This window comes from Serratia sp. AR11 (assembly GCF_056376275.1).
Map to the genome: position 1 here is coordinate 1,416,977 of NZ_CM150739.1, position 26,068 is coordinate 1,443,044.

General features: G+C 55.4%; 26 protein-coding genes and 1 riboswitch. Of the genes, 15 read left to right on the plus strand and 11 right to left on the minus strand.

Features of this window, described 5'->3' with window-relative positions:
* Positions 1-190: 190 nt before the first annotated feature.
* Positions 191-901 carry an ATP-binding cassette domain-containing protein gene (locus ACSOSI_RS06755; protein ID WP_012005750.1) on the minus strand — a complete coding sequence of 237 codons (711 nt, stop codon included), beginning with the start codon at positions 899-901 and terminating at the stop codon, positions 191-193.
* Between the two features lie 1,138 nt (positions 902-2,039).
* On the opposite strand from ACSOSI_RS06755, the gene uvrB reads away from it, so the two are divergent.
* Positions 2,040-4,052: an excinuclease ABC subunit UvrB gene (uvrB, locus tag ACSOSI_RS06760; RefSeq protein ID WP_476706737.1), complete on the plus strand. Its 2,013-nt coding sequence runs from the start codon at positions 2,040-2,042 to the stop codon at positions 4,050-4,052.
* Positions 4,053-4,159: 107 nt separating this feature from the next.
* Complete coding sequence (locus tag ACSOSI_RS06765; protein ID WP_012005752.1) at positions 4,160-4,417, plus strand: VF530 family protein; 258 nt, start codon at positions 4,160-4,162, stop codon at positions 4,415-4,417.
* Positions 4,418-4,421: 4 nt separating this feature from the next.
* Here the strand turns inward: ACSOSI_RS06765 and yvcK are convergent, their stop codons facing one another.
* Positions 4,422-5,339, minus strand: coding sequence for a uridine diphosphate-N-acetylglucosamine-binding protein YvcK (gene yvcK, locus ACSOSI_RS06770; RefSeq protein WP_012005753.1), 918 nt, complete (start codon positions 5,337-5,339; stop codon positions 4,422-4,424).
* Between the two features lie 260 nt (positions 5,340-5,599).
* A riboswitch (molybdenum cofactor riboswitch) is annotated at positions 5,600-5,742 on the plus strand.
* On the opposite strand from yvcK, the gene moaA reads away from it, so the two are divergent.
* The 6 genes from moaA (at position 5,729) to ACSOSI_RS06800 (ending at position 9,292) form a co-directional block, all read left to right on the plus strand.
* Positions 5,729-6,715 carry a GTP 3',8-cyclase MoaA gene (moaA, locus tag ACSOSI_RS06775; protein WP_261422504.1) on the plus strand — a complete coding sequence of 329 codons (987 nt, stop codon included), beginning with the start codon at positions 5,729-5,731 and terminating at the stop codon, positions 6,713-6,715. Its footprint overlaps the riboswitch before it by 14 nt.
* A 27-nt stretch (positions 6,716-6,742) precedes the next feature.
* A complete protein-coding gene (gene moaB / locus ACSOSI_RS06780; RefSeq protein ID WP_115183035.1) occupies positions 6,743-7,255 on the plus strand; it encodes a molybdenum cofactor biosynthesis protein B in 513 nt (170 codons plus the stop codon).
* A gap of 5 nt (positions 7,256-7,260) precedes the next feature.
* Positions 7,261-7,740 carry a cyclic pyranopterin monophosphate synthase MoaC gene (moaC, locus tag ACSOSI_RS06785; protein ID WP_012005756.1) on the plus strand — a complete coding sequence of 160 codons (480 nt, stop codon included), beginning with the start codon at positions 7,261-7,263 and terminating at the stop codon, positions 7,738-7,740.
* On the plus strand, positions 7,737-7,982 hold the full coding sequence (gene moaD, locus ACSOSI_RS06790) for a molybdopterin synthase sulfur carrier subunit (protein ID WP_261130700.1): 246 nt from the start codon (positions 7,737-7,739) through the stop codon (positions 7,980-7,982). The genes moaC and moaD overlap by 4 nt, the downstream gene beginning before the upstream one ends.
* 2 nt (positions 7,983-7,984) lie before the next feature.
* Entirely contained in the window at positions 7,985-8,452 is a 468-nt protein-coding gene (gene moaE / locus ACSOSI_RS06795) for a molybdopterin synthase catalytic subunit MoaE (protein ID WP_261431341.1), read from the plus strand.
* A 129-nt stretch (positions 8,453-8,581) separates the two neighbouring features.
* On the plus strand, positions 8,582-9,292 hold the full coding sequence (locus ACSOSI_RS06800) for a Bax inhibitor-1/YccA family protein (protein ID WP_012005759.1): 711 nt from the start codon (positions 8,582-8,584) through the stop codon (positions 9,290-9,292).
* Between the two features lie 44 nt (positions 9,293-9,336).
* Here the strand turns inward: ACSOSI_RS06800 and ACSOSI_RS06805 are convergent, their stop codons facing one another.
* The 5 genes from ACSOSI_RS06805 to ACSOSI_RS06825 all read right to left on the minus strand — a co-directional run bounded on the left by ACSOSI_RS06805 (position 9,337) and on the right by ACSOSI_RS06825 (position 15,240).
* Positions 9,337-10,443 carry an ABC transporter permease gene (locus ACSOSI_RS06805; RefSeq protein WP_012005760.1) on the minus strand — a complete coding sequence of 369 codons (1,107 nt, stop codon included), beginning with the start codon at positions 10,441-10,443 and terminating at the stop codon, positions 9,337-9,339.
* 11 nt (positions 10,444-10,454) lie between these two features.
* Positions 10,455-11,609 (minus strand): ABC transporter permease, encoded by a 1,155-nt coding sequence (locus tag ACSOSI_RS06810; RefSeq protein WP_476706738.1) that lies wholly within the window; start codon positions 11,607-11,609, stop codon positions 10,455-10,457.
* On the minus strand, positions 11,606-13,336 hold the full coding sequence (locus ACSOSI_RS06815; protein WP_017891985.1) for an ATP-binding cassette domain-containing protein: 1,731 nt from the start codon (positions 13,334-13,336) through the stop codon (positions 11,606-11,608). Before ACSOSI_RS06815 ends, ACSOSI_RS06810 begins: the two co-directional genes overlap by 4 nt.
* 10 nt (positions 13,337-13,346) lie before the next feature.
* Positions 13,347-14,333 (minus strand): secretion protein HlyD, encoded by a 987-nt coding sequence (gene hlyD, locus ACSOSI_RS06820; RefSeq protein ID WP_476706739.1) that lies wholly within the window; start codon positions 14,331-14,333, stop codon positions 13,347-13,349.
* Between the two features lie 217 nt (positions 14,334-14,550).
* A complete protein-coding gene (locus tag ACSOSI_RS06825) occupies positions 14,551-15,240 on the minus strand; it encodes a transcriptional regulator (protein WP_476706740.1) in 690 nt (229 codons plus the stop codon).
* 305 nt (positions 15,241-15,545) lie between these two features.
* Here ACSOSI_RS06825 and rhlE point away from each other — a divergent pair, with 305 nt between their 5' ends.
* Complete coding sequence (rhlE, locus tag ACSOSI_RS06830; RefSeq protein ID WP_476706741.1) at positions 15,546-16,922, plus strand: ATP-dependent RNA helicase RhlE; 1,377 nt, start codon at positions 15,546-15,548, stop codon at positions 16,920-16,922.
* A gap of 210 nt (positions 16,923-17,132) precedes the next feature.
* Here rhlE and ACSOSI_RS06835 read toward each other — a convergent pair whose 3' ends face one another.
* Both ACSOSI_RS06835 and ACSOSI_RS06840 read right to left on the minus strand, forming a co-directional pair.
* A complete protein-coding gene (locus ACSOSI_RS06835) occupies positions 17,133-18,161 on the minus strand; it encodes an HlyD family secretion protein (RefSeq protein ID WP_012005766.1) in 1,029 nt (342 codons plus the stop codon).
* Between the two features lie 2 nt (positions 18,162-18,163).
* Entirely contained in the window at positions 18,164-19,771 is a 1,608-nt protein-coding gene (locus tag ACSOSI_RS06840) for an MFS transporter (protein ID WP_135344529.1), read from the minus strand.
* Between the two features lie 160 nt (positions 19,772-19,931).
* Between ACSOSI_RS06840 and ACSOSI_RS06845 the strand changes: the two genes are divergently transcribed.
* The 4 genes from ACSOSI_RS06845 (at position 19,932) to dusC (ending at position 23,168) form a co-directional block, all read left to right on the plus strand.
* Positions 19,932-20,711 carry an IclR family transcriptional regulator gene (locus ACSOSI_RS06845; protein ID WP_012005768.1) on the plus strand — a complete coding sequence of 260 codons (780 nt, stop codon included), beginning with the start codon at positions 19,932-19,934 and terminating at the stop codon, positions 20,709-20,711.
* A gap of 12 nt (positions 20,712-20,723) precedes the next feature.
* On the plus strand, positions 20,724-21,173 hold the full coding sequence (locus tag ACSOSI_RS06850) for a universal stress protein (RefSeq protein WP_476706742.1): 450 nt from the start codon (positions 20,724-20,726) through the stop codon (positions 21,171-21,173).
* 24 nt (positions 21,174-21,197) lie between these two features.
* Entirely contained in the window at positions 21,198-22,157 is a 960-nt protein-coding gene (locus tag ACSOSI_RS06855; protein ID WP_476706743.1) for a D-2-hydroxyacid dehydrogenase family protein, read from the plus strand.
* Between the two features lie 81 nt (positions 22,158-22,238).
* Positions 22,239-23,168, plus strand: coding sequence for a tRNA dihydrouridine(16) synthase DusC (dusC, locus tag ACSOSI_RS06860; protein WP_218215651.1), 930 nt, complete (start codon positions 22,239-22,241; stop codon positions 23,166-23,168).
* A gap of 64 nt (positions 23,169-23,232) precedes the next feature.
* Here dusC and ACSOSI_RS06865 read toward each other — a convergent pair whose 3' ends face one another.
* Both ACSOSI_RS06865 and ACSOSI_RS06870 read right to left on the minus strand, forming a co-directional pair.
* Positions 23,233-23,697, minus strand: coding sequence for a hypothetical protein (locus tag ACSOSI_RS06865; protein WP_218215652.1), 465 nt, complete (start codon positions 23,695-23,697; stop codon positions 23,233-23,235).
* Complete coding sequence (locus ACSOSI_RS06870) at positions 23,694-24,509, minus strand: winged helix-turn-helix domain-containing protein (protein ID WP_476706744.1); 816 nt, start codon at positions 24,507-24,509, stop codon at positions 23,694-23,696. Before ACSOSI_RS06870 ends, ACSOSI_RS06865 begins: the two co-directional genes overlap by 4 nt.
* A gap of 401 nt (positions 24,510-24,910) precedes the next feature.
* On the opposite strand from ACSOSI_RS06870, the gene ACSOSI_RS06875 reads away from it, so the two are divergent.
* Complete coding sequence (locus tag ACSOSI_RS06875; protein WP_218215658.1) at positions 24,911-25,435, plus strand: fimbrial protein; 525 nt, start codon at positions 24,911-24,913, stop codon at positions 25,433-25,435.
* Between the two features lie 83 nt (positions 25,436-25,518).
* Positions 25,519-26,064: a fimbrial protein gene (locus ACSOSI_RS06880; protein ID WP_476706745.1), complete on the plus strand. Its 546-nt coding sequence runs from the start codon at positions 25,519-25,521 to the stop codon at positions 26,062-26,064.
* The last annotated feature ends 4 nt before the right edge of the window (positions 26,065-26,068 follow it).

The window sequence follows — 26,068 nt, forward strand, 5'->3', positions numbered from 1 at the left end:
GGTCTATCCCTCAGTTCAAGTTAACGGTTGTGAAAACCCGTTGAATATGGAGGGAGCGTTTGGTCATTTCCAACAAACGGAGTTTGGTCTTCGCTGATACAACACAAGGCGAAATGAGTGGTGCGGTTCTGAAGGCGTTAGTCTGGGATAAGCCATGAGAGCGGTGTGCAATATTGCACACCCCTGCCAGTCAAACTGCCAGATAGGCATTAATCAATTCCTCGTCCAACTGTTCCAGCGTGCCATCGGCGACGCTGCGGCCCTGGTCCATCAGGCAAAAACGGTCCGCCACGCGACGGACAAACGGCAGCTTGTGCTCCACCAGCAGGATAGTCATACCCAGTTCGCGGTTAAGCTTACGGATCACGTTACCGATATCGGCCGCGATCGTGGGCTGCACACCGCTGGTGGGTTCATCGAGGATCAGCAACTCTGGCTCCAGCACCAGAGCGCGACCAATCGCCAGTTGCTGCTGCTCACCGTCGCACAAATCGCCGGCTCTGCGGCTGCGCATTTCTCGCAGGTTGGGGAACAGGTTATAAATCAAAGGCGGAATGCGGCGGTTTTTATCGCGGCCGGCCATCAGCGCTACCTGCAGGTTTTCCTCTACGCTGAGCTGCGAAAAGATTTGCCGTCCTTGCGGAACATAGCTGATCCCCAGCGCGGTGCGGGTTTCCACCGGTTGCTGCAGCAGGTTTTGTGGCGGTTCATCCGCCAACTGCCAGGTCATGCTGCCGCTAACCACCGGCAAATGGCCCATGATGCAGTTCACCAGCGTGGTCTTGCCCACGCCGTTACGGCCGATAAGCACCGTGCACTGGCCGCGCGGCAATTCCAGATTGATGTCCCACAGGGTATGGGTTTGCCCGTAAAACTGATTCACTGACCTTAAACTCAACATTCGGCATTCTCCTCAAAGAATCGTATTCCACTCCTTGCCACCGTTTTCACAGTAGCGGTTTCTTTCCCGAGTGTTTTAATGTCCAGAATAAAGTGCCGAATGACTGCCTTTTACCAGGCAGTTTAAATTCTGGTAAAACAAGTGATACATAGGCAAAAATCGCAGTTATTGTCGGCTTGCCCGCGCTCTTTGGTCTTTATCGAGTAAAGAGCGGTTGTTTTACTTCCGTCTGTCCGCTAAATGACAGCGGATAATTCCGCCATTCCATCCCGGAGATTTATCCCGATCGTACTTTTGTCACCCAAGGGTAATGCAACCCTTGGGCCAACTTTATAAAACCGTTAAAAACAGGATTGTTATTGCCTTGTTAACGGTTTTTCGCGCCAGGACAGGGCTGGCGGACCAAGTGAAAATAGAGGGGAAAGTTAACGCGGACGATTTTTGCACTCTTCCAGTGCTGCGAAGAATGCTTATGGTGCAAACTATTTCGTCGGTTGTAGCAAGATGCATCAGGTGACGGCAGCAATGAGATAAATCCGTTTTTGGCAATGGGGCTTTTTAGCATTAATCGGCATAACCAAAGCGATATTATTGTGAAAAAATAACTAAAAAAGCCATCTTGGCGGACAGAAACGGCAAAAAGCGCTCTTTCTGCAACTCCCAGCCGGGGCGGGGTGGTGAGAGTTATCCACCATTCCTGTGGATAACCTTGTGCATTAGATTGAGAAAACCGGTTTAAAGCGAGAGCGGACGCGGGTTGTGTTCGCTTTGTCCGCAATCTCGTCTTTTTTGTAAAATCATTAATTATCAATATTTTAACTAAAATCAAGCGGCCAATGTATTGATGAAGTCTCTATGTATGATTTTTGGCCGCAGTGCTATCAATAAGTTAATTCGTGACGGATTTTGGGGATAAATCTGTTATTGACAATAAAAATGTCACGCGGCTGTAACCCCGACGGTGCATTCAGCCTGATTTGACGCACGCTAAAGCGACGAATCGCTTGAAGCTGGTTTTATATCCAGTATCATGGGCACTGGCAAAAATCGCCGGGGCTTTCCATAATTAGAGGCCATCAATTGAGCATTAGCTCAATGGCCGCCTGAGCGCGCACATCTCCACAGGGTAGCCGAGTCCATGAGTAAAGTTTTCAAACTGCATTCCGAATTCAAACCGGCCGGCGATCAGCCGCAGGCCATCAGCAAGCTGGAAGAGGGCCTGGAAGACGGCCTGGCACACCAGACGCTGCTGGGCGTTACCGGGTCGGGCAAGACATTTACCGTCGCCAATGTGATAGCCGATCTGAACCGGCCCACCATGGTGCTGGCACCTAACAAAACGCTGGCGGCGCAGCTGTACGGTGAGATGAAAGAGTTCTTTCCCGAGAATGCGGTCGAGTATTTTGTCTCTTACTACGACTACTATCAGCCGGAAGCCTACGTACCCAGCTCCGACACCTTTATCGAAAAAGACGCTGCGGTGAACGAACACATCGAGCAGATGCGTCTTTCCGCGACCAAAGCATTGCTGGAGCGCCGCGATGTGATCGTGGTGGCGTCGGTCTCGGCGATCTACGGTCTGGGCGATCCTGATCTGTATTTGAAGATGATGTTGCACCTGACCAAGGGCATGATCATCGATCAGCGTTCGATCCTGCGTCGTTTGGCGGAGCTGCAATATGCCCGTAACGATCAGGCCTTCCAGCGCGCGACCTTCCGCGTGCGTGGCGAGGTGATCGACGTCTTCCCGGCGGAGTCGGACGAGCTGGCGCTGCGTATTGAACTGTTTGATGAGGAGGTCGAGCGGCTTTCGCTGTTTGATCCTTTGACCGGCCAGATCGAACAGGTGGTCCAGCGTTTTACCATTTATCCGAAGTCGCACTACGTGACACCGCGTGAGCGGATCCTGCAGGCGATGGAAGAGATCAAAGTGGATCTGGCCGAACGGCGCAAGGTGCTGTTGGCCAATAACAAACTGCTGGAAGAACAGCGCCTGACGCAGCGCACCCAGTTTGATCTGGAGATGATGAACGAACTGGGCTACTGCTCCGGCATTGAAAACTACTCGCGCTACCTGTCCGGGCGTAAAGAGGGCGAGCCACCGCCGACGCTGTTTGATTATTTACCGGCGGATGGCCTGCTGGTGGTCGATGAATCCCACGTCACCATTCCGCAAATCGGCGCTATGTACAAGGGCGACCGTTCGCGCAAAGAGACGCTGGTGGAATACGGTTTCCGCCTGCCGTCGGCGCTGGACAACCGCCCGATGCGTTTTGAAGAGTTCGAAGCGCTGGCCCCACAGACGATCTACGTGTCTGCCACGCCGGGCAAATATGAGCTGGAGAAGTCCGGCGACGATATTATCGATCAGGTGGTGCGCCCTACCGGCTTGCTGGATCCACTAATAGAAGTCAGGCCGGTGACCACCCAGGTGGATGACCTGCTGTCTGAAATTCGCAAGCGGGTGGCAATCAACGAGCGCGTACTGGTCACCACCCTGACCAAACGCATGGCGGAAGACCTGACCGAATATCTCGAAGAGCACGGCGAGCGGGTACGCTATCTGCACTCGGACATCGATACCGTGGAAAGGGTCGAAATCATTCGTGACCTGCGCCTGGGTGAGTTTGACGTGCTGGTGGGTATCAACCTGTTGCGTGAGGGGCTGGACATGCCTGAGGTGTCGCTGGTGGCGATTCTGGACGCAGATAAAGAAGGCTTCCTGCGTTCCGAACGTTCGTTAATCCAGACCATTGGCCGTGCGGCGCGTAACCTCAATGGTAAAGCGATCCTCTACGGTGACAGAATTACCGACTCGATGGCCAGGGCGATTAGCGAGACCGAACGTCGTCGCGCCAAACAGCAGGCGTTCAACGAAGAAAATGGCATCGTGCCGCAGGGCCTGAACAAGAAAGTTTCCGATGTATTGCAGCTGGGCAAACCGGGCAATCGCGGCAAGGGCCGAGGGAAGGGCAAGGCGGCGGAAAACGTTGGGCAATACAAAAATCTCACGCCAAAAGCCCTGGATCAAAAAATCTGCGAGCTGGAAGCGCAGATGTATACCCACGCACAGAATCTGGAGTTCGAGTTGGCGGCAGGCTTGCGTGATGAGATCCACCAGCTGCGCGAGCAGTTTATCGCTATTTCGTGACCGGTTGGGGCGCCGCCAAGGGTGGCGCTGCCAAACATAAAATCCTTGTCGCCTCCGCCAAAGCTGATTATGGTGTGCGGCCAATTGACAACTACGAGCCGCAGACCATGACCGAACACCAGTCCAAAGACCCGATGCACGGCGTCACTCTGGAACAACTTTTAAATAAACTGGTGGAGAGCTACGGCTGGTCAGGGCTGGCTGAACGCATTCGCATCAACTGCTTCAGCAGCGATCCCAGCATTAAATCCAGCCTGAAGTTTCTGCGCCGCACGCCGTGGGCGCGCAAGCAGGTGGAAGATCTTTATATCGATATGGTCGAGAAGGCCGCCAGCGATAATCCGTGGTTGCGCGGCGGCCAGTAAAGCCTTAACCGCGGGCACCCAACTCGATTAATGCCTGATCCAGCGCCTGGCGCAGCAACTGACGGTCGTGGCGGTAAGGGATATCCGTCGCTTCCAGCGGTTGTTTAATCACCACCCGATCCTGTACTTCGCTGGCATCTACCGTCGGCCCAACAATCAGCGCGTCGATCATCCGGCGGCCAATTTTCTCTTCCATCAGCTCCAGCTTGTTTTTTAGCGTCAGGGCGGCTGCCGCGACGCTTAGCTCACGCCCCAGATTGCCGATATAAATCATATTGGCACTGCTGCGGCGCAAGGCTTGAGTCAGGTCATCGAGCAGCAGCAGCGGCATCAGGCTGGTGAGGAAGCTGCCTGGCCCAATCAGGATCACGTCGGCCTGTGCGATGGCATCCAGCGCTTCGCGTGTCGCGTTGACTCGCGGTGACAGCATCAGTTCCTGCGGCATGTCAGTCAGTTGATCGACGTTCACTTCACCATAGACGTGGTTGCCTTCATGGTCGTGTGCCATCAAATCCACCGGCTGCTCAGACATCGGGATCAGCGCCGCGTCGACCTTCAGCAAGCTGCGTACCAGATTGATCGCCTCCAGTGGGCGCACGCTGAGATGATCCAACGCCTTCAACATCAGGTTACCGAGGTTATGCCCCGAAAGTTCGCCATTGCCGCTAAAGCGGTACTCGAACATCGCCGAGGCCACGCTCGGTTCGGTGATCAACTGATTCAGGCAGTTACGGGTATCGCCCCAGGCAATGCCGCCTTCCGAGCGGCGAATACGGCCAGTGGAACCGCCGTTATCGGTGGTGGTGACAATACCGGTTAAACGGGATCCTAAAGACGACAGGGAAGACATCACGCGGCCAAGACCATGACCACCACCTAATGCCACCACCCGATCGAGATCGGCCAGGGTACGATTACGCATAAATTTCCTTACAAAGGGGCTTAACTGCCCGCATAAAGTAGCGGATTTGGCGTAAAAACGCGAAAAAGAGTGTGATTTGCGTGATTCCGGTCAATTCGTCTGCGTAAAGGACGTTTATCATGGTTTACCCGATTCAGAAGCGCATAAAAACGCTGTATACACAATTATATAGCGAAATTGGGCGTTGGCTATCGCCTTTGTTTAGCGCTAGAATTCTGGAGAAAACCACGGTTTCGTTCCGGCTACTCAGGCAGCGGGAACTGAAACCAAAACTCCTAGCCTCTGGGCCTACGTTGTTCTTGCGAACAATATGGCGCTTGGGCCGTGGCGAAGTCAGCCACCAGGGTGCAGAGCGGAAACGCTCGCATCTCCCGACTTTGGAAGGTGTTATGGTGCCGCAACTCATTGATGCTTATGAGCGCAAATTCTATTACTTGCGCCTGTCGATCACCGACGTGTGTAACTTTCGTTGCACCTATTGTTTGCCGGATGGCTATCGCCCTAACGGCAGCCCGAAAACCTTCTTGTCGCTCGATGAGATCCGACGTGTCAGCCGCGCTTTCGCCGAGCTGGGCACCGAAAAGGTGCGCCTGACCGGCGGTGAGCCTTCGCTGCGTCGCGATTTTACCGAGATCATTGCCGCCGTGCGTGAAAATCCGGCCGTTCGCCAGCTTGCCGTGACCACCAATGGCTACCGGCTGGCGCGCGACGTTACCGCCTGGCGCGACGCCGGCCTGACGGCGATCAACGTCAGCGTCGACAGCCTGGACCCCCGTCAATTTCACGCCATTACCGGCCAGGACAAATTCCGCCAGGTGATGGAGGGCATCGACGCCGCCTTTACCGCCGGATTCAGCAAGGTCAAGGTCAACGCGGTGCTGATGCGTGACGTTAACCATCAGCAACTGGGCGCTTTCCTGCACTGGATAAAAGACCGTCCGATCCAACTGCGTTTTATCGAGCTGATGGAAACCGGTGAGGGTGGCGACTTGTTCCGCAAACACCACGTGTCTGGTGAAGTGATCCGTTCCCAACTGGAACAGCAGGGTTGGCAACTGCAACCGCGCGGCCGCAGCGACGGCCCGGCGCAGGTGTTTAGCCACCCGGATTACCAGGGTGAGGTGGGTTTAATCATGCCGTACGAAAAAGATTTCTGTGCCAGCTGCAACCGGCTGCGGGTTTCCGCCATCGGTAATCTGCACCTGTGCCTGTTCGGTGAGCAGGGCATTAACCTGCGCGATCTGCTGGCGGATGACGGCCAGCTTGAAGAGTTGAAGGATCGCATTCAGGGCGGGCTGCGGACCAAAAAGCAGACCCACTTCCTGCACCAGGGCAACAGTGGCATCACGCAGAATTTGTCGTTTATCGGCGGATAAATTTTTCCAATTGCACGGGAGCAAGCAATGAGTCATGCCAGCAGTGAATTCATTCCGGCGCATATCGCTATTCTGACCGTTTCGGACAGTCGCGGTGAAGCGGAAGACACCTCGGGCCAGTATCTGCAGGAAGCGGTGCTTGAGGCCGGGCATCAGGTGGTGGATCGCGCCATCGTCAAAGACGATAAATATCAAATCCGCGCACGCATCTCCGCGTGGATCGCCGACGAGCAGGTTCAGGCCGTGCTGATCACCGGGGGCACCGGTTTTACCGCCAGGGACAACACCCCGGAAGCGCTGCTGCCACTGTTCGATCGTGAAGTAGAAGGGTTCGGTGAACTGTTCCGTATGGTGTCCTATGAAGAGATTGGCACTGCCACTATTCAGTCGCGTGCACTGGCCGGAATGGCCAATCAGACGGTGATTTTTGCCATGCCTGGCTCGACTCGTGCCTGCCGCACCGCCTGGGAACGCATTATTGAAGAGCAGTTGGACGCGCGTCACCGCCCGTGCAACTTCCTGCCACATTTGAAGAAATAAAAACTATGACGCAGCTGACTCACATTAACGCCGCGGGCGAAGCCCATATGGTCGACGTTTCCGCCAAGGCAGAGACGGTGCGCGAGGCGCGCGCCGAGGCCTTTGTTGAAATGCTACCGACCACGCTGGCGATGATTATCGAGGGTAGCCATCACAAGGGTGATGTGTTTGCCACGGCGCGCATTGCCGGTATTCAGGCGGCGAAACGCACCTGGGAGCTGATCCCGCTGTGTCACCCGCTGATGCTGAGCAAGGTCGAAGTGCAATTGGAAGCGCAGCCGGAACACAGCCGGGTGCGGATTGAAACCTGCTGCCGGCTGACCGGCAAGACCGGCGTCGAAATGGAAGCCTTGACCGCCGCTTCGGTGGCCGCATTGACCATTTACGACATGTGCAAGGCGGTACAAAAAGACATGGTGATCGGCCCGGTGCGGCTGCTGGCGAAAAGCGGCGGTAAATCCGGTGATTTTAAGGTGGAACTATGATTAACATTCTGTTTTTTGCCCAGGTACGCGAGCTGGTTGGCACCAGCGATCTGTCAATGCCGGCGGATTATCCAACGGTAGAGGCGCTGCGTAAGGCGCTGTGCGAACGTGGCGATCGCTGGGCGCTGGCACTGGAGTCAGGCAAGTTGCTGACGGCGGTAAACCAATCCCTGGTGGCGGCGGAACATCCGCTGCGTGCTGGTGATGAAGTCGCTTTCTTTCCACCGGTAACCGGGGGTTAATGGTGGAAAATACCCGTATCCGCGTGGGGGAAGCGCCGTTCAACGTCGGCGAAGAATACCAGTGGCTGGCGCAGTGCGACGATGACGGTGCCGTGGTGACCTTTACCGGCAAGGTACGTAACCATAATCTGGGCGATAACGTCAGTGCGCTGACGCTGGAACATTACCCGGGCATGACCGAAAAAGCGCTGGCGGAAATCGTGGACGAAGCACGCAGCCGCTGGCCATTGCAGCGCGCGACGGTGATCCACCGCGTGGGTGAGCTGTTCCCTGGCGATGAGATTGTGTTTGTCGGCGTGACCAGCGCGCACCGCAGCATGGCGTTTGAGGCCAGCGAGTTCATCATGGACTACCTGAAAACCCGCGCCCCGTTCTGGAAACGCGAAGCCGTTGGCCAGGGCGACCGCTGGGTTGACGCGCGCGACAGCGATCGTCAGGCGGCGGAACGCTGGCATAAAGCGGCTAAATAATCGGTAAACAGCAGAAATATATCAATACCTTTGCAACTTTCAGGTTAGGTTTTATGTGGTAGGCTTATAGCAGGCCGAGTCTCGCAAAATGGGACTCAAATCTTGTTCCACACGCAAAAGGTAACCGTCATGGACCGATATCCACGCTCTAATGGTTCAATCGTCGAACGTGCCAACAGCGGCATTCAGGCTTATATGGCGCAGGTATACGGCTGGATGACCTGTGGCATGCTGTTGACGGCGTTTGTATCCTGGTACGCGGCCAACACGCCCGCGATCCTTAACTTTATCTTCTCCAGCCAGATCACCTTCTTCGGCCTGATTATCGCGCAGCTGGGTCTGGTGTTCGTGATTTCCGGCATGGTCAATCGTCTCAGTGGCACGGTCGCCACCTCGCTGTTTATGCTGTATTCGGCGCTGACCGGGTTGACGCTTTCCAGCATTTTCATCGCCTATACCTACAGCTCGATCGCCAGTACCTTCGTGGTGACCGCCGGCATGTTCGGTGCCATGAGCCTGTACGGCTACACCACCAAGCGTGACCTGAGCGGTTTCGGCAGCATGCTGTTTATGGCGCTGATCGGTATCGTGCTGGCTTCGCTGGTCAACATCTGGCTGAAAAGCTCCGCGCTGATGTGGGCGATTACCTATATCGGGGTGGTGGTGTTTGTTGGCCTGACGGCGTACGACACCCAAAAACTGAAAGCGATGGGCGAACAGTTGAACGCCGATGACAAAGACAGTTTCCGCAAGTACGCCATCGTTGGCGCGCTGACGCTGTACCTTGATTTCATCAACCTGTTCCTGATGTTGCTGCGAATTTTCGGCAACCGCAGATAAGAATCTATATGACTTGTAGGGGCTCAGCATGCTGAGCCCTTTTTTTATGCAATTTTACGGCGGAACATGGCATAGGCGGCGCTGCCGGTGGTGGCGGTGATTGCCAGCAGCGGCCACAGGCTGTGCCAGATGATGCCGAAGCTGGCGTCCTTCAGGTAGATCTGTTTGGTGATGTCGGTAAAGTGGCGGATGGGATTCACCCAGGTGAGGTTTTGCAGCCACACCGGCATATTTTCTACCGGCGAGACATAGCCGGAAAGCAGGATCGCCGGCATCATAAACACGAAAACGCCGATAAACGCCTGTTGCTGAGTGGCGCACAGCGACGAAATCAGCAGGCCGAACCCGACCAAAGACAGCCCGTAAATCAGCATGGTGCCATAGAACAGCAGCAGCGAACCGGCGAACGGGATCTGATAGATAAAGATACCAATCAGCAACACGATGCTGGCCTGGAAGGTAGCGACGATCAGCGCCGGTACCGCCTTGCCGATAAAAATCTGCCAGGTGGTCAGCGGTGACACCAACAACTGCTCCAGCGTGCCCTGTTCACGTTCTCGCGCCACCGACAACGAGGTGACAATCAGCACGCCAATGGTGGTGATCATGGCGATCAGCGACGGCACCACGAACCACTTGTAATCCAGATTCGGGTTATACCAGTTGCGTATTACCAGTTCGCTGTTGTTGGGTTTGGCACGGTTACCGATCAGCTCATTCTGATAGTCCTGCACAATCTGCTGCACGTAGTTGGCGGCGATTTGGGCGCTGTTGGAGTTGCGTCCGTCAAGCAACAGTTGCAGCGGGGCCGTATTGCCGCTCGCGATATCACGCGAGAACTGGGCCGGGAAGCGGATCAGCAGCAGCGCTTTTTGGTTGTCGATGGTGGTTTGTATTTCTTGTGGGCTGCGCAACAGCAACACATGCGAGAAGGCCTTAGCTTTGGCAAAGCGCTGGGTCAGTTCGACCGAGGCATGGCCGCTGTCTTCGCTGTACACCGCGATGGTGGCGTTGGTCACCTCCAGCGTGGCGGCGAACGGGAACAGCAGCACCTGCAGAATAACCGGCAAAATAAGAATGGCGCGGGTCTGCGGATCGCGCAGCAGCGACTGCATTTCTTTTATGATTAACGTCCAGAGACGGTGAAACATCGTCTTTCCCCTTAATCCAGCCGCCGCTGGGTTTTCCAGGCCGTCAGGCCGATAAACACCACCGCCGAAGCGATCAGGAACAGCAGGTTAATCATCAACACCGTACCGACGTTGCCCGCCAGGAACAGCGTTTGCAGCGTGCTGACGAAATAACGCGCCGGAATGATATAGGTTACGGCGCGTACGATGGCCGGCATGCTGTCGATCTGGAAGATAAAGCCGGACAGCATGATCGATGGCAGAAAAGCGGCGTTCAGCGCCACCATCGCTGCGTTAAACTGGTTGCGGGTAATGGTCGAAATCAGCAGCCCCATGCCGAGCGTACTGGCCAGGAACAGGCTGCTGATAACGAATAAAATCAGCAGCGAACCGCGATAGGGCACGCCGAGCACCCACACCGATACCGCCATGCATAACACCATGGCGATCATGCCGAGGAAATAGTAGGGCACCAGTTTGGACAGCAGCAGCTCAGTACGCGTCACCTGGGTGGAAAGTAACGCCTCCATGGTGCCGCGCTCCCACTCGCGGGCAATCACCAATGAGGTGAGGATAGCGCCGATCACCGTCATGATAATGGTGATAGCGCCGGGAATGATGTAGTGCCGGCTGATGGCCGCCGGGTTGAACCAATAGCGCATTTGCACGTCGATTAAGGGTTTTTCCTCGCGCCCGTGGTCGGTGGCGCGCTGTTGTTGCCACACTTGCCACACCCCCTGGGTATAGCCCTGAACAAAGTTGGCGGTGTTCGGCTCGCTGCCGTCGGTGATAATTTGAATCGGTGCGCTGTCGTGCGGCCGCCCCATACGTTGGGCAAAATCGTTGGGGATCACCACCAGCCCGCGGATGCGTCCGGCCTGCATCAGTTGGATCAACTGCTGACGGTTGTCGCTGATGGTCGGCTCGATATAGGGCGAACCGGCAAAGGCGTTGGCCAAATCACGCGCCTCTTCGCTCTGCTGTTCCATCAAGATGCCCAGCCTCAGTTTGCTGGAGTCCAGGTTGATGCCGTAGCCAAAGATAAACAGCAGCATCAGGGGAATGACAAAGGCGATCAGCCCGCTGCTTGGATCGCGCAGAATTTGCCGCGTTTCTTTCAGGCACAGCGCGCGCAGTCGTCGCCAGGAAAAACCACTGTCGTCGCGGGTGGCGGTTTGACTGTTCATGCTTTTTCCTCCTGATCGTAACCCTGCACCAGTTCGATAAACGCCTGTTCCATTGATGGATTGGGGTTATCGCTGCTGGCGACCTGGTGCTTGAGATCGTCCGGCGTGCCGGCGGCGATGATCTTACCGCGATACACCAGCCCGATACGGTCGCAGTATTCCGCCTCGTCCATAAAGTGGGTGGTGACCATTACCGTCACGCCTTTATCCACCATGCCGTTGATATGCAGCCAGAATTCGCGCCGAGTCAGGGGATCGACGCCCGAGGTCGGTTCGTCGAGAAACAGAATATCCGGCTCGTGCATCAGCGCGCAGGCCAGCGCCAGCCGCTGTTTGAAGCCCAGTGGCAGCGAGTCCGGCGTCTGGTTGAGGATCGGGCCAAAGTTGAAGGCGTTGGACATCTCGCTGATTTTATCGCGCTGCGCCTTGCCGCTCAGGCCATAAACGCCGGAGAAAAACTTGAGGTTTTGCGCCACCGTCAGGTTGCCGTACAGCGAGAATTTCTGCGCCATATAACCCAAATGCTGGCGTGCCTTGCCGGAGCTGGTTTTCAAATCCATACCCAGCACCAGCGCCTTGCCTTCGGTGGGTACCAGCAACCCGCACATCATTTTAAAGGTGGTGGATTTACCGGCACCGTTCGGGCCGAGCAGGCCGAAAATTTCCCCGCGCTGCACTTTGAAGTCAACGTGGTCGGTGGCGGCAAAGTCGCCGAATTTCTTGGTCAGCCCTTGCGCTTCGATCACCGTTTCCGTGCTTTCTCCCTCGACGGTTGGCATGATCTCCGCCAGCGCCGATTTACTGTTTGGCCCGCCGCCGAGCAGATCGATAAACGCATCTTCAAAGCGCGGTTCCGCTTCGCTCAGTTCAGCATCCGGCAGATCCAATGCCTGCAGTAGCTGGCGATGATCTTCGCCTTGCTTGAGGATCAGCCGCAGGTATTTCCCCTGGATCACACCGTCGGTGACCGCCGGCAGGCAGATCGCCCGTTGCAGCAGGGCGCGGTGGCTACCGGCCGGTGGCGCGATCAGCACCGTGCGCCCGGCCATTCTCTGGGTAAGATCTTTCGGTGCGCCGCTGAACAGCAGTTCCCCTTCGTTAAGCAGCAGCACTTCACGGCACTGTTCGGCTTCGTCCAGATAAGAGGTGCTCCACAGGATCAACATGCCGTCGTTGGCCAGTTCATGCACCATGCGCCACAGCTCGCGACGCGAGATAGGATCGACGCCGACCCCCGGCTCATCGAGCAACAGCACCTGCGGTTGGCCGACCAGCGTACAGGCCAGCCCGAGTTTTTGCTTCATGCCGCCGGAAAGTTTGCCTGCCAGTCGGGTGGTGAAACGGGTGAGATCGGTGAATGTCAGCAAGCGATCGAACGTCTGCTTGCGGAGATCGCCGGTGACGCCGCGCAGATCGGCGTACAGGGTCAGATTTTCCATCACCGTCAGATCTTCATACAGACCAAACTTTTGCGGCATGTAGCCGAGAATGGCATGCAACTGACGATCCTGAGCGATCGGATCCAACCCGGCGACGCGCAGCGTACCGCTGCTGGGTTTGAGCAGCCCGGCCAGCATCCGCAGCAGGGTGGTTTTACCTGCACCGTCCGGGCCAACCAGCCCGGTGACCGCGCCGCTGGTCAGCCGGGTAGTCAGGCTGGCGACAGCCGGTTTTGCCAGTGACGGGAAACGCTTTTCCAACGCTTCAAGCTCAATGACCTGTTCCATCACCGCTCCCTCAAGGTTGGGCAAAGCGAACGGTGACCGGCATCCCCTGGCGCAGCGCGTCATCGGCGTCGGTCACTATCACCCGCAGGCGGTACACCAGGTCGGTACGCAGGTCCGGGGTTTCGACGCTCTTCGGCGTGAATTCAGCGGTTGGCGAGACAAAGCCGATTTTGCCGTGATACGGCTTGTCTGGCCGGCCATCGGTATAAATTTCCAGTTCGGTACCGGGTGTCGCTTTACTCAGACTGGTTTCATTCACATAGGCACGCACCCACACCGGATGGGTCAGCGACAAAGTGAACACTGTGCCACCGGCGCCGAGCATGGTGCCCGGCTCGACCGCACGCGTCAGCACCGTGCCGGCCGACGGGGAAACTAAAGTGGTGTCGTGCAGGTTAAGCTTGGCCTGCGCCAGTGCGGCCTCGCTTTGCGCCAGATTGGCTTTGGCCTCTTCTATTTCTTGCGGGCGATTACCGCTCAGGTATTGCGCCAGCTTGTCCTTCGACGCCTGTAGGTTGGCCTGCGCCTGATTGCGTGAGGTTCGGGCATCTTCCAATGCGTCGGCTGAGGTGGCATTTTTCGCCCACAGGCCCTGCTGACGCTTCAGGAAGCTATCGGCATAGCTAAAGGCGGACAGGCGCTGCGCCATTTCCGAACGTACCTGGGCTATTTCTTCGGCGCGGTAACCGGCCATCAGCAGCGCCAACTTGGCTTTAGCACTGCCGACGTTAGCCTGCGCCTGCTGTAGCGCGTTGATGTAGGGCGCGTCGTCCAGTTTGCCGAGTAATTGCCCCGGTTGCAGGGTATCGCCTTCATCCACCGTCAGCGACGCCAGACGGCCATCGACGCGGAAGCCCAAATTCACCGTGCGAATATCCACGTTACCGTACAGCGTCAGCGGTTTATCCTGATGCTGTTGGTAATACCAGACCCCGTAAACGGCCGCGGCGATCAGCACAACAACCGCCACCAAAAAGGCACTGCGTTTCTTATTCATAACTCTCCCTGCCTGAATTTATACCCGTCATCTTTCAAGTTGCAGCGTTGTTACCTGCTTACAAGGCCCATCCATGGTCCTTGCCCTTTCAGGGCCGCTGCAAGCAGCGTTCAAATCTGTTCCCGACAGATTTGTCGCTCACCCCAGTTACTTACTTGAGTAAGCGCCTGGGGATGAGCGAGCTGGCCGCCTAGCTGCAACTTGAAAGCTATAGGGTTTACGCGCCATGGCGTTGGCGCAGCCCATTAACCAGAATCTCAATGTGTTCAGCCAGCACCTCGCTGATTTGTTCCGCTTCGACGGCGCCGATCTGCTGCCAGCCAGCCTGTCGGCGAACGGTTTCCCGTGCCACGCGAAACGACAACACTTCGCCGATCAGCGCGTGGGTATGCAGCACAATTTTGGTCGACTGCGGATCGATGCCGGTGTAGGCCGCCAGCAGGCGGCAAAGCTTGTTATGCAGCGGCGCCACCACCTGTTGGTGGATCAGCGGATAGGCATCGGTGGGGGAGAGCTGCTCGCGCGACATGATTTTGCTCAGGTTCAGCGTCTGCGGTTGAGTCATCAGATCGCTGAACGCCAGCAGGCCGCGTTTCAGATGTTCGAGGTAATGCTCCGGTAGACGTTCGGCTTCCGGGAGTTGCCAGAAGCGGTCAATCTCTTCGGCCAGCGGGCGAAACGCCTGCTGGATAAAATCGGCAATCCACTGGGCGACGGCCAGATACAGGCCTTCTTTGGAATTGAAGTAGTAGGTGATGGCGGCGATATTGTGCCCGGCACGCTGGGCAATATCGCGGGTGGTGGCCCCCTGAATGCCGTATTCACCGAACATTTCGATGGCGGCGGCGATCAACTGCTGACGCGCTTGCTCGCCCCGTGCCCGGCCGGCAGTCTGATTATTTGGCATTATTGATGGCGCTCATAAAAGTTAATCAATCATATGATTAACTTTATGCCAGATTGCACGAAATGCAATCAGTAACCGCGGTTTATTTAAGGGTATCTTTTCGGATTTGGCTGAATTGTCGGCATATTGTGCTCTGCGTCACTTAATTTGCGTTTTCTTGTTCGACTTCTGCTACACTCGCCCGCTTGGTGCACTGCAGTTTGTGCCAATCCCTCGTGGTCATGCAAAATGTCCCGTCTGATAATCCTCCCAGGAAACTGCACCGAACACTGTTAGGTTAGGGGGGATCTGGAGTTTTTCTCTTTATGTCATTTGAAACCCTCGGCTTAAGTGCTGAAATTCTGCGCGCTGTTGAAGAACAGGGCTATCGCGAACCTACGCCAATTCAGCGCCAGGCTATTCCTGTCGTATTGGAAGGTCGTGACCTGATGGCCAGCGCCCAGACCGGTACCGGTAAAACCGCTGGCTTTACCCTGCCGCTGCTACAGCTGCTGAGTAAGCATGACCATGCGGTCAAAGGTCGCCGTCCGGTACGTGCGTTGATCCTGACGCCTACCCGTGAACTGGCTGCGCAGATCGGCGAAAACGTCGAATCCTACAGCAAATACCTGCGTCTGCGTTCGCTGGTGGTATTTGGTGGCGTGAGCATCAACCCGCAGATGATGAAACTGCGCGGCGGCGTCGACGTGCTGGTGGCAACACCGGGTCGCCTGCTGGATCTGGAACACCAGCGTGCGGTTGACCTGTCCAAAATTGAAATTCTGGTGCTGGACGAAGCAGACCGCATGCTGGATATGGGCTTTATCCATGATATCCGCCGCGTGCTGGCCAAACTGCCTGCCAAGCGTCAGAACCTGCTGTTCTCTGCAACCTTCTCCGACGACATCAAAGGGCTGGCCAACAAACTGTTGCACAACCCGGCATCGGTTGAAGTGGCGCGGCGCAACACCGCGTCCGAGCAGATTGAGCAAAGCGTGCACTTCGTTGATAAGAAGCGTAAGCGGGAACTGCTGTCCCAGATGATCGGCGAAGGTGACTGGAAGCAAGTCTTGGTGTTTAACCGCACCAAACACGGCGCCAACCACCTGGCTGAACAGCTGAACAAAGACGGCATCACTGCCGCCGCTATCCACGGCAACAAAAGCCAGGGCGCTCGTACCCGCGCATTGGCCGATTTTAAAGACGGCAAAATCCGCGTATTGGTCGCTACCGACATCGCGGCACGCGGTCTGGACATCGACCAGTTGCCACACGTGGTGAACTACGAGTTGCCTAACGTGCCGGAAGACTACGTACACCGCATCGGCCGTACCGGTCGTGCTGAACGTACCGGTGAGGCGATCTCGCTGGTGTGCGTGGATGAACACAAACTGCTGCGTGATATCGAACGCCTGCTCAAACGTGAGATCCCGCGTATTGCCCTGCCAGGCTATGAGCCGGATCCGAGCATCAAGGCCGAGCCGATCATCAACGGCCGTCAGGCTGGTGGACGCGGTGCGCCACGCGGCAACGGCGGTGGTCAACGCTCCGGTAACGGTAACGGTGGCGGCCAGCGCAGTGGCAACGGTGGCGGCAATGGCGGTCAGCGTGAAAACCGCGGTGGCGGCAGTGCGCGTCCGCAGGGTGATAGCAAGCCGCGTTCAGGTGCTCCGCGCCGTCCGCGCAGCCGCCCGGCTGAATAAATTGCGCTGTTGTCAGCCGTCTGAGGCCACCTTTAGGGTGGCCTTAGTTTGGTGACAAACACCCGAAAAACGTGGTTTTCGGATGTTTGGCGTAAAGCAGAAGACTTAATCCTTTGTTTTTGTTAGTACCTAAAACAGTACTTTTAGCTACAAATGACTTTGTCAGCCGTCTGAGGCCACCTTTAGGGTGGCCTTTTTTATACGTAAAAATCAGCGCATCTCAAGCTCCGGCACCACCGACATGCCAACGCGCAGCCGCGCCAGTTCCGGCTGGTTGGGTTCCAGCAGGATCTTCACCGGCAGGCGTTGCACCACTTTGGTGTAGTTGCCGGTGGCGTTATCGGCGCTGATGGCGGCAAAGGTCGAGCCGGTGGCCGGGGCGATGCTGTCAACGTGGCCGCGCAGCGTCACGCCGGGCAGCGCATCGACGGTGATGGATACCGGCTGGCCGGCAGACACGTTGGCTAACTGGGTTTCCAGGAAATTGGCGACCACGTAGCTCTGTTGTAGCGGCACCACCGCCAGCAGACGCGTACCGGCGGAGACCCAGGCACCCTGGCGTACCGCCCGCTGGCCGACGCTGCCGGCAATCGGCGCAATAATCTGGGTATAGGAAAGGTTCAGACGCGCCTGATCAACGCTGGCCTGCGAGGCGGCAATATTCGCTTCGGCCTGTTTGCGGCTGGCCTGCAACACCCCGACTTCTTTACGTGCCGAAACCACCGCCGCCTGATTCTGCTTTAGCTGTGCGGCGGCGGTCTGCATCACGGAGGCCGATTTCTGCTGCTCATCAGCGGTGGCGGTGCCGGTTTTCAGCAACCGGCGATAGCGATCGGCGTTCTGCCCGGCGTAGTTGAGCGTGGCCTGGCTGGCGCTGACGCCGGCTTCCTGCTGGGCAATATTGGCCTGCTGTTGATCCAGCTGCGCCTGAATACTGGACAATTTGGCCTGGCTAATCTGCAGATTGGCCTGCGCCGTTTCCAGCGCCACGCGGTAATCCCGATCGTCGAGGGTGGCCAGAACTTCACCGGCTTTTACCTGCTGGTTGTCACTGACGTTGACGCTACGGATATAGCCGGAAATCTTGGGGGCCACCAGCGTGTAATCGGCGCTTACGACCGCATCATCGGTACGTAAATGGTGGCGATTGAGCGATGAGCGGACAAAAAAAGCGATCGCCAGCAGGATTAACAGCAGCAACGCCAGGGTTAAGGTTCGTTTTGCAGGGGTGAAGCTCATGGTTATGATCCTGATGTTTTTGGAACTAGAGGTAAGAGCGTTTGCGGCGGATAGACACGCTTCGGCAACCAGGCGGTCAGCAACACCAAAAGTAGCGCGCAGCCAATAATCAGCAGGTAGGCGTCACTGATACTGAGGATCACCGCCTGGTGCTTTACCAGCGTCGAAAAATGCCCGAGATTTTCCGCTGAACTGACCGAGCCGTCCGGTAACAGCGGCATAGCCCCGCTGGCGTGTTCTGAGCTCTCTGCCGTCATCAGCCACGGGCGATTGCCCAGCCGGTCAACCAGCACATGAGAGTGAAATTGCTCCCGGTGGCTAATAAAATTCTCAACCAGGCTGCCCGCCGCCACGGCGGAAAAACCGCGCACGGTGTTAAACATTGCCGAGGCAAAAGGCCCTTCCGGTGGCAGGATCACGCTGGTAGAGGTCATTAACACCGGTAAAATCATCATCGGCTGGCCAAATGCCTGCAGGCCTTGGATCAGCCAGAAGTTTTCTCGTGCCCAATCGTCGGTCAATTGCATTCCCAGCAGGCAGGAGACGGCGATTAGCGCGGCACCGATAGTCAGCACCCAACGGGCGTCTATCCAGCGCAGGTTCAACAGGGCGGCGATTAACGGGGCTATCACCAACTGCGGCAGGCCGACGGCTAACGCCAGCGGCGCAAATTGTACGGTGCGAAAACCCTCCACCTGCGAAAAGTAAAACGACGGCAGCATTGAGCCTGACAACGCCAGCAACAGCACGCCAGCCAGCGTCAGCAGGCTATAAGAAAGATTGATGCGCCGCAGTAATTGCAGTTTTAACAGTGGCAACGGATGGAACCATTCGTTGATTAAAAACGTCACCAGCAACGCAATGGAAACCGGCAGCATCAGGCTAATCAAGGGGGAATTGAACCAGTCGAGTCGCTCACCCTGAGTCAGCGAAAGGATCAACAGCGCAATACCGCTGCAACCGGTCAGCATGCCGAACAGATCGATCTGGCGGAAACGCTCCAGCCGCAAGGGATCCTGCGGCAACCCCCAGCCGATCAGTAAGGAGGCTATCAGACACAGCGGGATCGCCTGCCAAAAGACAAACTGCCAACCCAGACTGTCGGTCCACAGCGCCGCCAGCGGTGCCGCGACATTGGGGCCAAAGGTGGCGGTGAGCGCATAGGCGGCCAGCCCGTAAAGTTTGATGGTCGGGGGCAGAAAACGCAGCGCCACCGTCATCAGCAACGGCGGCAATGCCCCGCCAAACAGGCCTTGCACCACCCGCAGAGCAATAAACAGCGTGGGATCAGCAGTTAACGGCTGGAGTACGCCGACGGCGGCAAAACCGCCGATCATCACCAGGGCGAAACGGCGTAGCGAAAAGGTCACGGCAAACCAGGGGGCCACCATCATGGCCGACACTTCCGCGGCCTGATAGGCCGAGGTGATCCAGCTCCCCTGGTCGAAACCGATACCGATAGCCGCGCGGATATCCGCCAGCGCCAAATCGCTGATGCGATCATTGAGTCCTGAGGTCAGGGCGGCAATCAGCACACCCACCAACCCCACAGCCAGACGCAGGGTAAAAGGATGCGGCGCAGCGACGGCAGGCGCAGGCTGAGCATTCATAGTATGACTCCAGAAACGAAACTTACGATGCACTGTATTGCATAGCGATACATTGTGACGCATGCTACATTGTGATGCACTGTATTGCAATGTGGTACATCGTGCCGCCTGACCGGAAAAAATGTTACAGTGTGGTCAAAAGCAAGGAAAAGAGCCTTCCATGTCCGAACCCTCAACATGTTGTGATGATGAAAAAACCGGCGGTATTCAGGTCATTACCCGTGCGGCTAAAATCCTCGATGCGCTGGGCGCCAAGCCCAATGGCATGAGCCTGGGTGAGATAGCGCTGGCGGTCGATCTGCCGCGCTCCACCGTGCAACGTATCGTCAACGCGCTGGACTCCGTGCAATTGGTGCGCGGCGGTGCCGGTGGTGTGCGCCTCGGGCCGTCGTTGCTGCGGCTGATTGCCAGCGTGCATACCGAAATGGTGTCGATTGCGACCCCCTGGTTGCAGGCTTTATGTGACGCCACCGGCGAGACGGTATCGCTGGGGCGCGCCAGCGGTTTGCAACTGGCGGTAGTGCACTACATTGTGGCGGATCGTGAGCTGCGAGTGGTGCCACGCATCGGCATGAATCTGCCGCTGTACAGCACCTCCGGTGGGCGAGCGCTGCTGGCGTTGAACAGCGATGATGCGGCCCGGGATTTACTGGGTGAGGCCTATAGGGCGGTGACGGATCTGACGGTGCGTGATTTTCCGGCACTGCTGCAGCATCTGACCGAAATACGCCGTACCGGCCTGTCCTTCGATCGGGAAGAAACATTGGAAGGCGTCTCTACCATGGCGGTGGCTATCGACACCATTCTGGGGCGTTTCTCCATCAGTTTGTTAGTGCCCAGCACCCGTTTGGCCAAGAATGAAGCTCGCTTCCGCGAGGAGATCCTTAAGTGTAAAGACGCGTTGATCGATGAGATTGGCAAGGTGGCGTCGCGAGATTAACCGGAGAAGATAATGAAAACGCTGTTGGTTGCGGTTGATAATTCCGCTAATGCTCGTAAGGTCATTTCACTGGCTGCCGAACAGGCATTGGCGCAACAGGCGGCGCTAGTGGTGCTTTGTTGTGTCGATCTTAGCTATTCCATGACGGGGCCGTTTGAAATTGAAGCGGGTGAAGATCCGGCAGATTTCGGTTGCGCGCAGGATGAACAACAGGCCGCCGCGACCGTGGTGCACCGGGCACTGAGCGAACTGCAGGCGGCAGGGGTTAATGCGCGTGGGCGGGTGGTGGCCGGTGAACCGGCAGAAACCATAGTTGCCCAGGCGAAAGAGCTGAATGCGACGATGATTATTATGGGGCGACGCCATCTTTCCCCCTTTAGACGTTTGTTGAATGGGTCGCACAGCGCCCTGGTGATTGAGAACGCCGATTGCCCGGTGCTGGTTGACGTGCGTGCCGACTGATTTTGCCTAATCCCGGAGCCGAAGATGAAACTAAAATGTGCCATTCTTGATGATTATCAGCAGGTCGCGCTCAGCATGGCCGACTGGTCTGCCCTTGGCGATCGGGTTGAGGTGTTCAGCATCGGTCAACATTTTAGTGATGAAGCGGAACTGGCCGTGCATCTGCAGGACTGCGATATTTTGGTGATTATGCGTGAACGCACGCCAATCACCGCCTCGCTACTGGCGCGTTTGCCTCAGCTAAAACTGTTGATCACCTCGGGCATGCGCAATGCCTCTATTGATTTGGCGGCGGCGGCACAGCGCGGGGTTATTGTCTGCGGTACCGCCAGCGGCTCAGCAGCACCGATGGAGCTGGCCTGGGCACTGCTGCTGGGGTTGGCAAAACATTTACTGGTGGAAAATCATGGCCTGCGGAATAACGGCCCCTGGCAGCAAGCGGTTGGCGTGACCCTGCAGGGCAAGACGCTGGGCCTGCTGGGGTTGGGCAAGATTGGCAGCCAAATGGCGGTGGTGGCGCAGGCGTTTGGTATGCGGGTGCTGGCCTGGAGTCAAAACCTGACGGCAGAAAGGGCCGCCGAGGTGGGGGTGACGCTGGCAGCATCCAAACAGGCGCTGTTCGAACAGAGCGACTTTGTTTCGGTTCATCTGGTGCTCAGTGAGCGTAGCCGTGGGCTGGTGGGCCGGCCAGAGCTGCAGGCGATGAAGAAAACCGCTTATCTGATCAATACCTCGCGTGCGGCGATTGTCGATCGCAGCGCGTTGATTGACGCATTGCAGCAAGGGCAGATCGCCGGTGCCGGGCTGGACGTGTTTGAGATTGAACCCTTGCCGAGCGACGACATCTTCCGCCAACTGCCCAACGTGTTGGCGACGCCGCATCTGGGTTATGTGGCCGACAGCAACTATCAAATCTATTTCCGCGAAGCGATCGAAAACATCGAGGCGTTTATCGCCGGTGTTCCGCTGCGTCAATTGGCGTAGCGCGGTTTTATTCCCCCGAGATGCTTGTCTGCTGCGGGCATTCCCCCGTATCATTGCGCGTCTTTTTTAGCAGGGGTGAACATGCGCGTATTATTGGCTCCGATGGAGGGCGTTCTCGATTCTTTGGTGCGTGAACTGCTCACCGAAGTGAACGACTACGACCTGTGCATCACCGAATTCCTGCGCGTGGTTGATCAACTGCTGCCTGCCAAGTCTTTCTATCGCCTGTGCCCTGAACTGCATCACGCCAGTCGTACGCCGTCTGGCACGCTGGTGCGTATCCAATTGCTCGGTCAATACCCGCAGTGGCTGGCAGAAAATGCCGCTCGCGCGGTGGAACTGGGTTCTTACGGTGTCGATCTCAACTGCGGTTGCCCGTCCAAGCTGGTTAACGGCAGCGGCGGTGGGGCTACGCTGCTCAAAGACCCGGAGCTGATTTACCAGGGCGCCAAGGCCATGCGCGCAGCGGTGCCTACTCATTTGCCGGTGACGGTAAAAATACGGCTGGGCTGGGATAGCGACAGTCGCAGTTTTGAAATCGCCGATGCGGTGCAGCAGGCGGGTGCTACAGAATTGGCGGTACACGGCCGTACCAAAGAGGACGGTTACAAGGCGGAGCGTATTAACTGGGCGGCGATTGGTGAGATCCGCCAGCGGCTGACCATTCCGGTGATCGCCAACGGCGAAATCTGGGACTACCAAAGCGCACAAGACTGCCTGCAAACCACCGGCTGTGATGCGGTGATGCTGGGGCGCGGTGCATTAAATGTGCCGAACTTGAGCCGGGTGGTGAAATACAACGAACCGCGCATGGCGTGGCCGCAGGTGGTGCAACTGCTGCAAAAATACGTTCATCTGGAAAAGCAGGGCGACACCGGCCTGTATCACGTGGCGCGCATCAAACAGTGGCTGGGGTATTTACGCAAAGAGTATGCCGAGGCCACCGAACTGTTCGGCGAAGTGCGTGCGCTGACCAACTCGAAGGACATCGCCCGGGTGATTTGCCGCTAAAGTGAGAAAATGGCGGGTTAACCTGATGATAACCCGCGCTAATTTTTCTCTTTGAGATAAATTATCAGTTCTTGGCACAAATGAGATACCCGGTATTGATGGACTTCACCATCATAAGGTTATCCTTTAGGTGCCATATTTCTATATGAAAATCTATCCCCGGTAGGTCCGGTAAAATATCGGTCAGCCAAAGAGGGTCTGGCGTGGTATCACTAGGGTGTTTTATCACCTTGGTGATCGTCGCCTGTTTGACCTGATTAACCTCATGCTGGGCGAAGGTAAAATAGCCTTTCCTGGCCAGCAGGTAATTTTTTTCTTTGGTTGAAACCTTTCCGTACAGGCTAAAAAAACCCTCATGTTCATCTTTCAGGAAGAGGGTGAGACGACCGTCTAACAGTGTATAGTCATTATCCTTCTCTACCAAAGTTTTATACTGAGATGTGCATTTGAAGGGTTCTTCTGCATGCATGCTGAATGGAAGAAACAGTAAAAATAGTAACCCGTTGAGTATGTTCAGATTTTTTTTCATTCAAAATTGTTTCTCTGGCTTTTAATGTTAAAACAGGTGTCGTAATGGTTATCTTTATTTTTGCTGCAAATGGAGACTAAATCAGCTCGCACCGTTTCCTTGTTGAACCTGTCTTCCATGTAAAAAATATCAGCTGAATTATGTAAGCAGTCAACTTCCTCTCGCTTAAGAATACCCTCTATTTTTAACTTCATATCTGTGGTGTTAACTACTTTACTTACTGTAAATATTTCACATTTGTCAATTTTTGATATTTTATGATATGAATGGCTTTCACTACTTTCTCCGTTGATTAAATCCGTACCTGCCAGAATGACAATGATAGTCCCCGCTGTAACCACCAATAGAAAATTCCAACGTGAAAATAATACCGATGCCTTGGAGCGTTTTTTTTCTGAGGGTAACTCATCACCTATATCAGCAGAGTGAGGCGGCGTTAGTTCATCAACAATAACAGGCTCTGCAGGTGTGGTTATTGTGTTCTCCATCAGATCAATATCACCTTCAAAGCGAAATCCCAGTTTAGGAATTGTCACGAGAATTTCATTCACTAGCCCAAAAAGCGCGAATGCCTTACGCAGTTCGCTGATGTAATTATTTAAACCGGCATTAGAGGCGGTGAAACCATAGGTGGTCCATATCCTTTCCAGGAGGTCATCTCTGGCAATATTTTTCTTGTTGTTCTGTATTAACTCCAGCAATAAGCGGCTTGCCGGTTTAGTCAGTCTGGTAACAACCTGGTTATTCTCGTAAAGAAATAGTGTCAATTCGTCAGAGTTGAAAACAACGATTTTGTTTATTATGTATTTCATATTTATAAGTTTTATGTAGATGAGCAGGTGTTGTTGTTAGCCGATATCCTAACGCAAATTATTCTGTTTTCAAGAAAAATCTCATTGCCATCATAAGAAAATTCCAGCGACGCTAATTTATTGTTTTTATTCTGGTGTAATAATCTCGTTGTAGCCATTATTTTAATAATTTTTGGTGTAAAAATATAATTTATTAGTATTTGCTGGGTTTTAATATCGTAAATTGACGTTTATTTAGTTTATTTTGCTAGTTCGTTTCTGGTGGGGGTATCATTTTCACATCGCCAAAACAGAGGGTAGCAAGATTCTCTGTAGTGGCGAACGTGAACAAATAAAGAGTGGCTGCGCAAGCACAAGGACTCTTTCTTTATTAAATTAATTGTATATATGGAATTAACACAATGAAACTGAACAAAATCATGCTGGCAGCCGTAATGACTCTGGGTACTATCTCTATGGCTAACGCCGCAAACCAGGGTTCCGGCTCCGTGACCTTTAAAGGTTCTATCATTGATGCACCATGCTCTATCGACCCGGGTACTCTGGATCAAACCGTGAAGCTGGGCGATATCGCTTCTGTACAGCTGAAAAACGGCGGCAAGTCTACGCCACAGGATATTCTGATCAAACTGGTCGGTTGTGATGTGGAAACTGCTAAAGACGTGACCACCACCTTCAGCGGTACCGAGTCTGAAGCGGTTCCTGGCCTGTTGGCAATGAAAGGCTCCGCACGTGGCGCTAGCATCGCCATCAACGACATCGACGGTAAACTGCTGCCGCTGACCAAAACCAGCAAGGCACAAAAAATTGAAGACGGCCAGGCGACTCTGCGCTTCAGCGCTCACCTGCAGGGCGACGGTGCTTCTGCTGCCATCACCCCGGGCGAATTCAACTCTGTTGCCGACTTTACCCTGGCGTACCAATAAGCCCACGGCGATTAATTCGCACAGTTAATTGCATGCGGGGCAACCCGCATGCTGCTTATTAACTTGTTATGTTGGGAACGGATATGCATTCACAGTATGGCAAAAGGACATTGCACATTGCGGTGTTAGTTAATCTGTTGCTGTGTTCCTCTTTGGCGCACGCCGCCAACCAGGGGCGTGGCGAGGTTACCCTGAACGGCAGAATTATCGCCTCCGCCTGCGCCATTGATACCGAGAGCGTTGATCAAACCATTACCATGGCGACATTGCCCGTCAGCCAGATTATTCGTGATGGCCAGGGTGAGCTGCATGAGTTCAATATTAAACTGGTGAACTGCACGTTGGAGAAATTCAATCCTGCGTTGGATGACTGGCGATATTTTGCCGTGACATTTGATGGCAGAGAAGATGCCGGGCTATTTGGTATTGATGGCAACGCCAAGGGTATTGCCCTGCAAATATCCGATAGTCAGGGGAATGTCGCCTCACCGGGTATGCCTATGGAAAAAAATGAATTACAACCCGGCACCATGGAATTTAATTATGGTCTTCGGTTGATGGGAAATAATCAGGTAATGAAGGCCGGGAGTTATTACTCCACCGTGCGCTTTAAAATGGATTACTACTAAACCT

Excerpts from the sequence above, each read along its gene's own strand:
- ACSOSI_RS06755 (WP_012005750.1), bottom strand. The coding sequence starts at position 901 with ATGTTGAGTTTAAGGTCAGTGAATCAGTTTTACGGGCAAACCCATACC.
- uvrB (WP_476706737.1), top strand. The coding sequence starts at position 2,040 with ATGAGTAAAGTTTTCAAACTGCATTCCGAATTCAAACCGGCCGGCGAT.
- ACSOSI_RS06765 (WP_012005752.1), top strand. The coding sequence starts at position 4,160 with ATGACCGAACACCAGTCCAAAGACCCGATGCACGGCGTCACTCTGGAA.
- yvcK (WP_012005753.1), bottom strand. The coding sequence starts at position 5,339 with ATGCGTAATCGTACCCTGGCCGATCTCGATCGGGTGGTGGCATTAGGT.
- moaA (WP_261422504.1), top strand. The coding sequence starts at position 5,729 with ATGGTGCCGCAACTCATTGATGCTTATGAGCGCAAATTCTATTACTTG.
- moaB (WP_115183035.1), top strand. The coding sequence starts at position 6,743 with ATGAGTCATGCCAGCAGTGAATTCATTCCGGCGCATATCGCTATTCTG.
- moaC (WP_012005756.1), top strand. The coding sequence starts at position 7,261 with ATGACGCAGCTGACTCACATTAACGCCGCGGGCGAAGCCCATATGGTC.
- moaD (WP_261130700.1), top strand. The coding sequence starts at position 7,737 with ATGATTAACATTCTGTTTTTTGCCCAGGTACGCGAGCTGGTTGGCACC.
- ACSOSI_RS06800 (WP_012005759.1), top strand. The coding sequence starts at position 8,582 with ATGGACCGATATCCACGCTCTAATGGTTCAATCGTCGAACGTGCCAAC.
- ACSOSI_RS06805 (WP_012005760.1), bottom strand. The coding sequence starts at position 10,443 with ATGTTTCACCGTCTCTGGACGTTAATCATAAAAGAAATGCAGTCGCTG.
- ACSOSI_RS06810 (WP_476706738.1), bottom strand. The coding sequence starts at position 11,609 with ATGAACAGTCAAACCGCCACCCGCGACGACAGTGGTTTTTCCTGGCGA.
- ACSOSI_RS06815 (WP_017891985.1), bottom strand. The coding sequence starts at position 13,336 with ATGGAACAGGTCATTGAGCTTGAAGCGTTGGAAAAGCGTTTCCCGTCA.
- hlyD (WP_476706739.1), bottom strand. The coding sequence starts at position 14,333 with ATGAATAAGAAACGCAGTGCCTTTTTGGTGGCGGTTGTTGTGCTGATC.
- ACSOSI_RS06825 (WP_476706740.1), bottom strand. The coding sequence starts at position 15,240 with ATGCCAAATAATCAGACTGCCGGCCGGGCACGGGGCGAGCAAGCGCGT.
- rhlE (WP_476706741.1), top strand. The coding sequence starts at position 15,546 with ATGTCATTTGAAACCCTCGGCTTAAGTGCTGAAATTCTGCGCGCTGTT.
- ACSOSI_RS06835 (WP_012005766.1), bottom strand. The coding sequence starts at position 18,161 with ATGAGCTTCACCCCTGCAAAACGAACCTTAACCCTGGCGTTGCTGCTG.
- ACSOSI_RS06840 (WP_135344529.1), bottom strand. The coding sequence starts at position 19,771 with ATGAATGCTCAGCCTGCGCCTGCCGTCGCTGCGCCGCATCCTTTTACC.
- ACSOSI_RS06845 (WP_012005768.1), top strand. The coding sequence starts at position 19,932 with ATGTCCGAACCCTCAACATGTTGTGATGATGAAAAAACCGGCGGTATT.
- ACSOSI_RS06850 (WP_476706742.1), top strand. The coding sequence starts at position 20,724 with ATGAAAACGCTGTTGGTTGCGGTTGATAATTCCGCTAATGCTCGTAAG.
- ACSOSI_RS06855 (WP_476706743.1), top strand. The coding sequence starts at position 21,198 with ATGAAACTAAAATGTGCCATTCTTGATGATTATCAGCAGGTCGCGCTC.
- dusC (WP_218215651.1), top strand. The coding sequence starts at position 22,239 with ATGCGCGTATTATTGGCTCCGATGGAGGGCGTTCTCGATTCTTTGGTG.
- ACSOSI_RS06865 (WP_218215652.1), bottom strand. The coding sequence starts at position 23,697 with ATGAAAAAAAATCTGAACATACTCAACGGGTTACTATTTTTACTGTTT.
- ACSOSI_RS06870 (WP_476706744.1), bottom strand. The coding sequence starts at position 24,509 with ATGAAATACATAATAAACAAAATCGTTGTTTTCAACTCTGACGAATTG.
- ACSOSI_RS06875 (WP_218215658.1), top strand. The coding sequence starts at position 24,911 with ATGAAACTGAACAAAATCATGCTGGCAGCCGTAATGACTCTGGGTACT.
- ACSOSI_RS06880 (WP_476706745.1), top strand. The coding sequence starts at position 25,519 with ATGCATTCACAGTATGGCAAAAGGACATTGCACATTGCGGTGTTAGTT.